A 12764-nucleotide genomic window follows, 5' to 3' on the forward strand; every position below is an offset into this window, starting at 1 on the left:
GTCAGCGGTCAGCTTAAAATAAACCTTGAACGGGAGCATTGAATAATGCTTACCTGTTTTATTCAAAAGCACCTCAAGTAGCCTGCCCATAGCCCATAAGCTGATAGCTGAGGGCTGACTGCTAAAGGCACCTCAAGTAGCACCATCTGTAGCGCATATGCTTACCTGATAGCTTACTGCTGCTGAGCCTTCTGTGTCTTTTTCCGACCGCCATCGCCAGTTCTTAACTATTGGAGACATGAACAGATGTCTTTACTATTTATCCAACCCAAACCGATCAGGCAGAGCCAGTTACTCAATCGTCTAGTCTTAGAGCGTCAGACGACGGAAGAAATTGGTCATGTCGATCAACTCTTGTTGGACTATCAAGCTCATCGAGTCGTGGCCTTAAGGTGTAAGTCTGGATTACTTGGGGCGAAAAAACGCTACTTTGCTTGGGGTCAAGTCGAGAGTATTGGCACCGATAGTATTCTCGTCAACACTAGCAAAAATCACAAAACTCAACAGAAAACGGAGTCTTGGGATTCCCTGATCGGACATGAGGTATGGACAGATGCGGGTAACAAAATTGGTAAGCTAGTGGACTACTTGCTTAAACCCAAAAGCGGTAGTGTAGTTAACTATCTCTTCTCGGACCTTGGCTGGCATGGGGTTATGGATGGTATGTATCTACTCCCACCCGTAGCAATTTCGAGTATTGGCAGCAAGCGGATAATTGTACTGGATGCAGTTGCTCAAAATAGTAAACAGTATGGGGAAGGACTTAATCAAAAAATTAGTCAAGCTACAGACCTGATCAAGGAAGATTATCAAAAAACTGTCCAGGAATTTCAAGATGTCAAGCGAAAAGCTCAACATATACCAGAACAGTTTAAAGATAAAGCCCAATCAGTTACTGAACAGTTGAAGGATAAAGCCAAAGCGACCACTGCACAGTTTAAAGATAAAGCTCAATCAGTTACTGATCAGTTGAAAGACACAGCTCAGGCTACCACCGCACACTTACAGGATAAAGCCAAATCCGTTACGAAGCAGTTGAAAGATAAAACATAACAGGACTCTAAGGATTTATAATCAGGCGATAATTTTTGCCTATGGCTGTTAATTGGGAATTGGGAATTGGGAGTTATGAATTTTCCATTTTCCATTTTCCATTTTCCATTAACTAAGACCCAAGACCAATAAGTCTTTACTAATAAGTCATGACGTGAACTAGATCTGATTGCTTATAAATACATTTTACCAACTATATTAGTATTCTCCCCTTCTGATAATTTGCGGTTAAATAAATCAATAAATCAATTTTTGTCAGTCATACTAACCACTAAGCAAGCAATGGTAAACAGACAGTAACACGAGTACCTAAACCTATTTTACTTTCCATAACTATCTCACCTTGATGGTGTTCCACATAACTTTTGACAATTGATAACCCCAATCCAATTCCCCCTATGGAGCCGATATTACTCCCACGACTAAAGGAATTAAATAACTCACCTTGATCGTGCTTAGGAATGCCAATTCCTTCATCGGTAACTTCCAGTATTACTTGATTAGTGTCACATTTAAGGTTAAGTTCGACTTTGCCTCCTTGAGGAGAATATTTAATAGCATTAGAGAGGAGATTAGTTAGCATTTGGCTTAGTAGCTTAGGATCTGATCTGAATTCCTGACAGTCACCTTCATGCCTAAACAAGAGCTGGTGCTTATAGGTGGTTTTAGATTTGATTTCATCAACTAATTTACTACAAAATTCAACTAAGTCTATAGGTTCGGGTTGTAAATCTAGTTGCTTAAATTCTGTCTTGTTAATAAATAGCACATCATCCACTAAACCAGTCAGTTGCTGAACCATGGATTGGATACGTCTACAATGTTTTACTTGCCGAGTCAGATCCATTTGATGACAGTACCGTTCCAGGATTGCTGCTGATGAAGAAATGGTAGTTAATGGGGTGCGGTACTCATGGGAAATGCTAGAGATAATCCGAGATTTAAAATTGCTCAATTCTTTTTCTTTAACCAGTGATTGACGTAGTTTAATTTCCAAAACTTGGAGCTGATCATTAGCTACTCTTAGTTCAAGTGTGCGCTCCTCAACCCGACGTTCTAGCTCATCATTCAGTTGCTTCTGAGCAATTTCTAGTTCCTTGCGAGTGGTGATATCTCGCAGTGATGCCATATAGGCTTTTTTCCCTTCCCATTGAATCTCTACTAGCTGGATTTCGGCAATAACAATTTTTCCATAGGAGGAGCGAATATCTAGTTCTGTAGTTTGACCAACCACTAAGGAACTGCACCATAGTTCTCCTTGGAGTTTCTCCGCTTTACAGTTCATCAGGGATTCTGCTGCGGGATTAACAAATTGAATCACTCGATTCTGATCAATAATCACAACACCATCAGCATTTCTGGTAATCATGGTGCGAAATTGTTCTTCACTGGCTCGTAGGGCTTCAGTTTGTCGCTTCAGTGCTAACAGCAGTCGTTGCCGCTCCATGCCATAGCGCATCGCTCGTACCAATAGGTTCCGATCAAATTCTCCTTTAACTAAGTAATCCTGTGCTCCTTCTTGTAGCGCTTCTATCGCTAAATTCTCATCAGTCAGTCCACTCAGAATGATTATAGGCACTTCGGGAAACTGGGCATAAATTTGGCAAAATGTCTCTAGGCCTTGCTGATCGGGTAAGAACAGGTCACAGAGTACGATATTAATATTTCCCTGCTTTAGGCATTCGAGACCTTGCTCTAAGGTCTCTACATGGGTGAGTGTTGCTGGAAAATGTTTTGCCTTTTTGAGTAATGCTTTAATGAGCTCAACATCCTGGATATCGTCCTCAATTAAGAGGATTCGGGTACAATCAGGATGGTCTGCTCTTTCTGTGGGGAGTTTATTCTGAAAATAAATGACTGAAGCAGGGACTGGTGCACAGAAATTAGTTTGATCAGCTGAAGGAGAAGTGACTGGTAGGTACGTTGATGACATTGGAATACCGTTAACTAATCAACAAACATCGGTTAGATATCAATTAAATCTAATATGTTAATATTGACCTAAAAAAAAACCTGTTTCCACCGTAATTTCACTAATAGTCATCTCCGTACTTATACGGATAATTCACTAAAAAATGCACATAAAACCCGTATAATCCTTGAGATCAAGGGGATTAAAATACAAAAAAGTATACCGTCTGAGGGTCTTCGATGGCTAACTTAGCCTCAAATCATAAAATTAATCTTAAAGATCAGGAGGCGTAATGGTGGTAAGATTTCAATAATTAGGTTTATCCTTGAAGGCATTAGCCATGATCAGATTAGGCTTGAGGCTAATGGTTTCTGACCTATAGCGCTACCCACTGGGAATCGGGAATCGGGAATCGGGAATCGGGAATCGGAAATCGGGAATCGGAAATCGGGAATCGGGAATCGGGAATCGGGAATCGGGAATCGGGAATCGGGAATCGGAACCCACCCCTAACCCCTCCCAGGAGGGGAACGGGAATCGGGAATCGGGAATCGGGGGAAGACTGTGGGGAGAGGGGAGAGGGAAGAAGGGTAGTTGTACAAAAGTAGCGATTTTAGCTCCCGTTACCTTGACCAGACCGTAGCCAAACCACTAGATCTTTACCACTACCTAGACATGTAAAAATTTTGAATTTTGAATTTTGAATTTTGAATTCCGCTACATCTTTACCACTAGTTAAACATGTAAAAATTTTGAATTTTGAATTTTGAATTTTGAATTCCAGCTAGTTTATGGCGGCGGTAGTTTCACAACACTAAACCAGAAATCTTCTAGGGCTTCGATAATCTTGTCAAATTCTTTTAAGCTAATTGGTTTTTTAAGATAACAGTTAGCTCCCAAGTCATAGCTTTTTACAATATCTTCCTGAGCATCTGAAGTGGTCAGCATCACAACGGGTATTTGCTTGAGGTTATCATCACCTTTGATATGCTGGAGAATCTCTTGTCCATTCATCCCAGGCAGGTTTAGGTCTAGCAAAATTAAGTCAGGTTGCTGGGAATCAGCATACTCCCCCTCTCTGTACAGGTAAGCCAGGGCTTGAGTACCATCCATAACCACATGGAGGTTAATCGCCAGTTTCGCTTTGTTGAGTGCTTTCCTGGTGAGTTCTATATCTCCAGGATCGTCTTCTATTAGCAGAATTTCAGGGAATTTACTGTACATATCATAGTTATTTGAACTTGGGTTATTTGAAATTGGTTATAATATCGTTTATTATTGATTTTTTATCCACAAACCCATGAGTCATATTTGGCTACCAACTCTGATGAATTGGCAGGGTAAAATAGAATCTTGAGCCAACACCAGACTCGGATTCGACCCAAATATTTCCGCCGTGACACTGGACAATTTTCTGACAAATGGCTAAACCAATCCCGGTACCGGGATACTTGCTCCTACCATGTAGCCGTTGGAATATGGAAAAAATTCGTTCAGCATACTTGCTTGGAATACCAATACCATTATCTCGAACCCCTATTAACCATTGGGATTCCTGCAACTGAGCTTCAATGTGAATCTCAGGAGTTGCCTCGGAACGGAATTTGATGCCATTACTGATTAGATTCTGGAACAATTCCACCATGTGTTGAGGATTAGCTGGGATAGTTGGTAGTGGATCATGGGTGATGACAGCATGATTTTCTTTAATGGTAACACTCAAGTTTTCAAGAACCTGCTCAAGCACTTCAGCTATATCTGTGGGTTCAAAGGTCAGTTCAGACCTACCCAAACGGGAGTAGGCGAGCAGATCTTTAATCAGAGTCTGCATCCGGAAGACACCATCAACAATGTAAGCCATGTATTTGTCTGCTTCGCCATCCAATTTCCCCTGGTACTCTTCCACCAGCAATTCTGTGAAACTCTTGACTTTCCGCAGGGGTTCTTGTAAATCGTGGGAAGCCACATAAGCAAACTGTTCCAGTTCTCGGTTAGAATTCTGTAGTTGCTCAATCGACCTTGAAAATTCTGTATTGGTTATGCGATCGCTAATGTTACAGCTATACCCCAACACAAATTCTACTGAACCATGACTGGCCAACTCTGGTACCAGACAGGATTGATAAAACTGTCGCCCATTCTCTGTGATCCACTGGAATTCAATCCTCTTTTCTTGACCTGTGGCAAACACCTTTTCCATCGCTCTATCCCATAAGTGGATAAAGTCTTCTGGCATCTGGAGGTCATGATGGGTTTTGCCGATTAATTCTGACTGGGCTATCCCAAATGCCTGTGACAAGGCCGGATTAGCATAGACATAACGAAATTCCCGGTCAAATACCGCTATACACTCGGGAGAATTTTCGACTAGGGACTCCAAGAGGTCTTCCCGAGAGCTTAGAAATAGTTTTGCTGGTTTGCGATCGCTTTTTTGAAGGCTCATTCTTTTGGCAGACAAGTCGGAGAAGGAACAATCAATCAAACCTTCTGTGTAGAGACGTTGCAGACCAAGTCTCTACAAACAAGAACGATTTAACCGGAGACGATATCAATTTTAGCTTTGACCTCAGTTATTACTCTACACTGGCAGCAACTGGTTCGCTTCTCAGTTGTGCTCAATCCGATCCTACTGGAATTGATAGTAGCCATTACCCATGACCCGATCCTAGATATGATCATTAGTCAACCGGATTTGATCAGGACTTAGGCACCTCATAAATCAAAGGCTGGAATCGGTGTAATTATTTTAATAAACCGGCTTGGCGGCGTAAGTCCTGTTGATCTTTGATGTCTGTTAAATTATCATGTTTCAAACTACTCGCCGACGCCTTGCTCTGTGGTATACTACGGTCACAGCAGTCTTACTGTTACTATTTGCAACTGGTGTCTATCTTTATGTCCGCCACACCCTGATTGAACGGGTTGATGACACCCTCAAACATGTCGTAGAAGTGGTAGAGCGATCACTGGTGATTCAACCTGTGGATGATGGCGAGAGTCCCTACCAATTCAACATTGAAGCCAGTTTTCGAGACAATAGTGATGGGGTAGAAGATGACCACATTGACCTGGAGTGGTTTAGTCCGAAGGGGGATTTGCTGTGGTCAACCTTCTCTGAACCCTTAACTATTCCGTTAAAGGCCAACACCACTAGGGCAACAGTTCATTTATCAGCAGAGCATCTCCTGCGACAGTTAACCCAACCGGTGCAAATCGAGGATTATATCTTGGGTTATTTACGGGTTAGCCACCCATGGTTTGAAGTCACCAAACCCAGCCACCAACTGATATTTGATCTGACTCTAGGTACAGTGGTGATGATTATCTCTACTGGTGCTATTGGTTGGTTACTATCTGGTATGGCTATGAAGCCAGTACGGGAGTCGTACCAACGGCTCAAACAATTCACTGCTGATGCCTCCCACGAACTCAGAAACCCAATTGCGACGATTCAGACTAACGTGCAAGTTGCTCTGGGGGATCCCGATTTAGCATCTGAGTTGCAACGGCACCAACTCGAAGTGATAGAGCGATTAACCCAGCGCTTAGGAAGACTGGTGAATGACCTGCTGTTTTTGGCTCGTGCTGATAGCGGTATGGTAAAACCCCAGTGGCAATTAGTCCACCTGGATGCTTTGCTGATGGAAGTGATCGAGGAGCAACAGCCGATTGCTACAGAAAAACGCATTTCCCTTTACTTGATTGAAATCCCCAATCCCGATCAGGAAAAGAGCACAGAGTTAACAGAGGGAACAAAGGAGACAGAGCAGACAGAGGAAGAGATGGGGGCTGATCAGGTATTTCTGCCACCCTGCCCTAGTAAAGGGTTCCAAAATCCAACATTGGACGAAGATGCCTTTACCCTTGAGGGGGATTGGAATCAATTGGCACGTTTATTTACCAATCTAGTGAATAACGCTGTCCAATACACACCAGCCTCTACCAAAACTCCAGGGGAAGCATTTATTCAAGTGGAATTACAACAGTTAGAACCTCCCAGCAAACGTAGGGCAAGAAACCTGCAATTCCTGCTTCAAGTCAAGGTAACTGATTCCGGTCAAGGCATCTGTGCATCAGCATTACCTCATATTTTTGATCGCTTTTATCGAGCTGATCCAGCCAGACCCTATGATACAGCAAAAGGAGCAGGGCTAGGTTTAGCGATCGCTAAAACAATAGTTGAGAATCACCACGGTCAAATCGAAGTTGAAAGCACTCTCAACCAAGGGACAACCTTTACAGTTACAATACCCGTTTTTAGAAAAAGCAAGGCTGAAAGCCCTGTCGAAAGCGAGCAGGTATGAAAGCAAAAATATTTTGTATAATCATGTGTCTGCCAAAATTGACAATGCGATCGCGTAGCGCTTCCAAAGGAACATCCCTCTGTAGTCAGAGGTAGTTTCGCGCTATAGTTGAAAATAAGCTCAACTAGCTCCAAAACAGGACATAAAAGACATCACTCAATAAGTGAGGTGGTTATGGTTGCTTCTTATCAGGGAGAATACATGACTCCCGAAGCTTATCTAGACTGGGAGGAAAAGCAAGAACTCAACTATGAATACATCGACGGCGAAGTCTATGCTATGACTGGGGGAACTATTCCCCACGGAACCATTGCTCTGAATCTTGCGACTGCCTTAAAAAGCCATCTACGGGGAGGTTCGTGTCGTCCTTTTATCTTTAGTGTCAAAGTGGGTGTATCAGAAAAAGGACCTTTTCACTACCCGGATGTCATGGTAACCTGCGATCAACGAGACAGCAATCGGCTCAAAGTCATTTATCATCCCTGTCTGATTGCGGAAGTACTCTCTCCCTCCACTGAAGCCTTTGACCGAGGTCGCAAATTTGCTAACTATCGCCGCATCAAAACCTTACAAGAATACCTTTTGATTGATACTCAACAGATCACTATCGAGTGCTTCCGGCGCAATCCACAAGGGAAATGGGAACTCAATCCCTACACAGACGGAGACGAAATTCACTTGACCAGCATTGATTTTAGTTGTCCCATCTCCTTAATTTATGAGGATGTTACTGTATAGTAGTGAGTGCTTAAGGGCTGATTTTTTAGATAAACGTACTACCAAACCTCAATAATTTGCTCAAACTGGATTAATTAGTAATAATATTTAGATCCACAATCAGGATTTACAATACTAGCCAACTCCGGGTAAATGATCTATTACCAATCACTAATATCTAAAAATTAATATCTAATATGTAATATCTAAGACTATCATGCTATCATAGCTAATACCTAATACCTAATACCTACTTCTGTGAGAAAGGCATTGAATGTCTCTTGATCAGGCAAAGAGGGCTGAGCCCCAGCCTTAGTAACAGCAAGCGCCCCAGCTGCAGCTCCCCATACTACCGCTTGCCGCAAGGGTAACCCTTTGGCTATTGCCACAGCCATTGCACCATTAAACGCATCTCCAGCCGCCACAGTATCCACAGCATCAACAGAAAAAGCAGGGACGAAGAACGATTCAGAACCAGTGGCACAGAAAACCCCCTGCTCTCCTAAGGTCACAATCACCGTATCCACACTTCGTTGCAACAGTACTTCCGATGCGTTCTTGGCTGACTCTATGGTATCCACAGGAAAATCCACTAGTACAGAGGCTTCCAACTGATTCGGTGTCATAATATTCACCATGCCATACAGTTCCTCTGGCAACTCCTGAGCTGGTGCTGGGTCAAGAATCACTGGACAACCCACTTTCTGAGCTGCCGCTGCTGCTAAGAGCACCACGGACATGGGAATCTCCAACTGCATCAATAAAACAGCGGCTTCTGGCAACAAACTACTGAGGCGTTCCACATCAGTTTCATTAACATGCCCATTAGCACCAGCCAAGAAAATAATGGTATTCTCCCCAGCCTGATCCACGGAAATCACTGCAATCCCAGAACTGACCCCCTCCTCAACCAAAACGCTATCAGTGTCAACACCCGTTACCCCTAGACTGTGGTGTAGCTGAGTTCCAAAATCATCACTACCGATGCGGGCCACCATTTTAGTGGGGATACCCAACCGTGCCACCGCCACAGCTTGATTAGCCCCTTTCCCACCAGGAGCAGTAAAAAATTCATGGCCTTGTAGTGTTTCACCTGGAACTGGTAACCGGGGAGTTTTGGCTACCAAATCCATATTGATACTACCGAAAACAATAACTGGTTTCATAGTTAACAGAATTACAACTTAGCAAGTTTAAAGTTGAAAAGAGTTACAAGGCAAGCAAGTTGAACGTTGAACGTTGAACGTTTTAACCTTCAACATTATAACCTGACCACCTTCAAGATTAATGGTAACAACAACCATAATTGGTTTCCTATTTAATTTAATAGAGTTACCTTAAACAGAGTTACAATTTGTTGAGTAAGGTTAAAATTGAACGTTTTAAACTTAAAAATGACAACCTTTAACCTGAAAAACTGACAAGTTTAAAACCTGCCAACCTCCCCTAATCTAATCCAAATTGCGAACAACATTATAACCTTTCAACCTTAAAATAATGCATTTATAAATCTGGTTTATATGGTTTCAATTCAAGGAGCTTTATCAACTGCTCAATATCGAAATATTCATTCATCATCTGTTGCATACACTCCACCTTAATTGCTTCATGGAGATGTACTTGACCAAAAGAATTGTCAATAATCTCAACAGTAGTGAGGGTGTCTAAATCAACGGAAAGTACTGGAATTTCAAACTCTTCAGCACGTCTGAGAATAACTGATTGAGGCTGAACTTGACCGGTAAGGATTAAACAGTGGGTTGAGGTTTCTAGAGCAGCCATCTGAAGGTCTGGGCGATCGCCTCCGGTCACCACCGCCATATTAACGCCCTTGCGTAGATACTTCAGAGCAGCATTGACATTCATCGCCCCAATGGTCAAGCTTTCCACCATCAAATCCAAACGGTCAGGGCAGCATAGCACATTAGCTTGCAACTGACGTACCAGTTCCCGAACACTAACACTGCGCAACAGATTATTTCTAGGCATCATTCCCAATACTGGGATTCCTTGCCGTTCCAGAAACGGTTTCAATGTTGTTTTTACCCTTGATAGCTTGTTTTGGGGAATATCATTAATTAAAACTCCCAGTAAGCTTTCTCCCAGACGTTGCTTAGCAAATAACAACGCATCTGCTAGTAAAACCGAGTGAAAACGAGCCACCAACAAGACAGCAGCATCAATTGTCTGAGCAACTTTTGGTAATGATAAGTTAAACAGAGTCCCCGCACTCAAGGTTCCTGCTCCTTCCACCAAAATTACATCACTACTTAGTGGTTGGAGATAGTCTTGAAGAGACTGACGGTAATCTGTTGAGTCTTGTCCTCCCAAGCGTTTTTCAATGGTTTGAGCATCCATAAACAGCAAAGGCGATCGCACCATGTTCTCCGGCAACTTAAGTATCTCAGTGATAAACTGGACATCTTCCTCTATCGTTGACCCTTGATTGCTACTCAAAAAGGTACCCAGTGGTTTACAGTAGGCAATCGTTATCCCTTTTGCTTGGAGTTGATCGGCAATTCCCAGGATCGTTGCTGACTTACCGCTGTAAGCTTCTGTTGACCCAATTAGTAAATACTTAGCGGATTTTGACACCCCTTATTTACACTCCTATAACTATAAAACTGGTTGTTTATTCATCAATGCGTAGCAGTTTGCGGTAGAATGCCTTGGAAAAATCCGTTATGCGCGATCGCTTAAAGTTCATAATCACTTCGATTAAGTAATTCACAAACTCAGAATTTTGCATAGTGAGTTCGTAACTGAGATCCGCGTTACCATCAAACTGTAATCGGCAACGAGTTAGTTCCGAAGGAAGATTAGATACAAACCAAGTAGCAACGAAGGGAATACTATCACCGCCTTCTATGTGGCGACTACCTTCCAAAGACCCTTTTTGGTAGAGGCTAATTGCTATAGGTAAAAGATTGCGTTTATTACCCTGGTAGTAGGGCACATAAATCCCGACAGCTCCTTTGTCAGCAGGCTTAAGTTTTTCGATCGACATGGCTGAATATTGCTCAATTGCCGTTTATGGTAGTGATTTAACTATTCCTATGGGTCAATCTCCGTGATGGAAAACCCATCAAGGTCAGATTATCAGTCCAGGAAAATAAATATTCTAATACATTACATTGAACTTTACTATAGGTTCAGCTTATCCCCACAGTTTATAATAGGGGCTGATGTGTTTATAATTAATTGTTAGCTGATAAAAGTTGATTGAGTCTCTAGTCTAGCCTCAACTGGGATTAGCCTTGCAACCTACTGGATAAACCGATTTATACGTAGTAGAACGCTTACCAAACCAACTGTAACGATTATCCCGAATCTGCTCGTAAACCTGATCGCCTACCGACTTCACCCCAGGCATTGCCCGATAAGCGGATACAAAGATATTACCCAATGGCAATAGACGCCCAATCTCTTCAGCGGCATCACTTCCTTGCCATCGGCAATCATCAGAAGAAGCATCGATCAAAATCATACCCATCTCACACTCGAGAGGTGTTACCTGTAATTTGCCGCAAGCTTCTTTATCCTGCATCGGTATGTAATCAAATAGCTTGCCCTGATCCAGATTTTCTAGTAGCTGTACCAGAGTGACACAAAGATTACAATCGCCATCGTAAATAACGTGATATCCCATTCAGCTTCTTTCCTAAATCCTAGTTTATCTGCCCCAAAGTAGCTTATAACCGTATTTAGGACTACTACAGTAGTCCTAAACATTGCGGCTAGTGCCCTGTCAAGTTTGAATTTAAGCTTTCACCAAGCGGTGCGACCCGAAGGCGCGACCAAAGGCCGGGTTCCCCGACCATTGGAAAACGCACAAATAGCGAATTTAATTCGACAACTGTAAGCGCACCGGGCAGGATTTAGGCATGATAGCACGCTTGGATGAAGGGCGCGATCGCACGCTTGGATCAGGTATGAAGACTTTTGAGCTAACACCGTGCCACCTAACATCGTCCCACCATTACCCTCAAAACTAAATTGACAGACTACTAGCTCATAAACATAAATTTTACATTTTGCCAACACAATTACCCACATCAGTATTTGACACTGTAACTAGCTTCCTCAGGTTTTTCGGCAAAATGCAGTAGGGGGAAGTAAACGGTCAAGTTATCTCGGGCAGCGGTGCGACCTGTGGCAAATTAAATTCGACGACTGTAAGCGCACCGGGACGGAATTGCTGGTTTCGGTCGCATAAAAGACAAAATTGAGGCTGATAACTAAATTGAACAGATTATCACAACCATAAACCTAACCTCCCTCACCTATAGTCAGGAGGTCTGATGCAATGATAATACGATGGCGGCAGTTATTGGTTAGAATAGCGATTTGGCTAGCAGCTGAGATCATCCTCAACTTTCTGGGGCTGGACAATCTAGCTGACTACAGCGAGTTCATATACGAGCAGGAGGTTGCCCTATTAAGTCAATACACGCTTCCAGCCATTGAGAGGCTGCCCCATTCCTAGTACACCTTGGTAGATATTTGTAGCCAGTTCCTTTGAAAATGAAGGGATCAGGGGGTGAGGGGGTGAGGGAGTGATCAGCTGTGAGGCATCTACATCTAATTTATAGATCTATATATTTAATTTTATTTTATATATTGAATCGGCAAGGGGGCAGGGAACCAGAGCAGCAGGGCATAGGGTTAATCAGTTTTTCGAGCTTACTCAAAGCTATACAATTTAAATCCGCGACAGCTTAGAACTATATTGATTTTGTGCTTAATAAATCAATATATCATAATGTCTAAGTCCTATT

12 protein-coding genes are annotated in these 12764 nt (G+C 42.6%); 4 read left to right on the plus strand and 8 right to left on the minus strand.

The features are described from left to right. Window positions 1-246 precede the first annotated feature (246 nt). A complete protein-coding gene (locus tag F6K63_RS02025; RefSeq protein ID WP_008191651.1) occupies window positions 247-1053 on the plus strand; it encodes a PRC-barrel domain-containing protein in 807 nt (268 codons plus the stop codon). A 271-nt stretch (window positions 1054-1324) separates the two neighbouring features. Here the strand turns inward: F6K63_RS02025 and F6K63_RS02030 are convergent, their stop codons facing one another. From F6K63_RS02030 to F6K63_RS02045, 4 genes are all read right to left on the minus strand, one after another. Then, window positions 1325-2986 (minus strand): hybrid sensor histidine kinase/response regulator, encoded by a 1662-nt coding sequence (locus F6K63_RS02030; protein WP_287310573.1) that lies wholly within the window; start codon window positions 2984-2986, stop codon window positions 1325-1327. 363 nt (window positions 2987-3349) lie between these two features. Next, window positions 3350-3472, minus strand: coding sequence for a hypothetical protein (locus F6K63_RS02035; RefSeq protein ID WP_287310575.1), 123 nt, complete (start codon window positions 3470-3472; stop codon window positions 3350-3352). Between the two features lie 282 nt (window positions 3473-3754). Next, window positions 3755-4189: a response regulator gene (locus F6K63_RS02040; protein ID WP_008191647.1), complete on the minus strand. Its 435-nt coding sequence runs from the start codon at window positions 4187-4189 to the stop codon at window positions 3755-3757. A 91-nt stretch (window positions 4190-4280) separates the two neighbouring features. Further along, entirely contained in the window at window positions 4281-5408 is a 1128-nt protein-coding gene (locus tag F6K63_RS02045; protein WP_287248291.1) for a sensor histidine kinase, read from the minus strand. Window positions 5409-5525: 117 nt separating this feature from the next. Here F6K63_RS02045 and F6K63_RS02050 point away from each other — a divergent pair, with 117 nt between their 5' ends. The 3 genes from F6K63_RS02050 (at window position 5526) to F6K63_RS02060 (ending at window position 8007) form a co-directional block, all read left to right on the plus strand. Continuing rightward, window positions 5526-5672: a hypothetical protein gene (locus F6K63_RS02050; RefSeq protein WP_008191642.1), complete on the plus strand. Its 147-nt coding sequence runs from the start codon at window positions 5526-5528 to the stop codon at window positions 5670-5672. 97 nt (window positions 5673-5769) lie between these two features. Beyond that, complete coding sequence (locus F6K63_RS02055) at window positions 5770-7269, plus strand: sensor histidine kinase (protein ID WP_008191640.1); 1500 nt, start codon at window positions 5770-5772, stop codon at window positions 7267-7269. Between the two features lie 174 nt (window positions 7270-7443). Continuing rightward, window positions 7444-8007, plus strand: coding sequence for a Uma2 family endonuclease (locus F6K63_RS02060; RefSeq protein WP_287310576.1), 564 nt, complete (start codon window positions 7444-7446; stop codon window positions 8005-8007). Between the two features lie 215 nt (window positions 8008-8222). Here the strand turns inward: F6K63_RS02060 and rbsK are convergent, their stop codons facing one another. From rbsK to F6K63_RS02080, 4 genes are all read right to left on the minus strand, one after another. Next, on the minus strand, window positions 8223-9152 hold the full coding sequence (gene rbsK / locus F6K63_RS02065; protein WP_008191635.1) for a ribokinase: 930 nt from the start codon (window positions 9150-9152) through the stop codon (window positions 8223-8225). A 337-nt stretch (window positions 9153-9489) separates the two neighbouring features. Continuing rightward, on the minus strand, window positions 9490-10581 hold the full coding sequence (locus tag F6K63_RS02070; RefSeq protein ID WP_287310577.1) for a phosphotransacetylase family protein: 1092 nt from the start codon (window positions 10579-10581) through the stop codon (window positions 9490-9492). 37 nt (window positions 10582-10618) lie between these two features. Continuing rightward, window positions 10619-10993 (minus strand): type IV pilus biogenesis protein EbsA, encoded by a 375-nt coding sequence (ebsA, locus tag F6K63_RS02075; RefSeq protein WP_287310579.1) that lies wholly within the window; start codon window positions 10991-10993, stop codon window positions 10619-10621. 234 nt (window positions 10994-11227) lie between these two features. Then, the gene (locus F6K63_RS02080) at window positions 11228-11635 is read right to left on the minus strand and encodes a thiol-disulfide oxidoreductase DCC family protein (RefSeq protein WP_008191629.1); all 408 of its coding nucleotides are present in this window, start codon (window positions 11633-11635) and stop codon (window positions 11228-11230) included. Window positions 11636-12764: the final 1129 nt, after the last annotated feature.

The organism is Moorena sp. SIO1G6 (genome assembly GCF_010672795.1).
In the GTDB taxonomy this organism is placed as follows: Bacteria; Cyanobacteriota; Cyanobacteriia; order Cyanobacteriales; family Coleofasciculaceae; genus Moorena; species Moorena producens.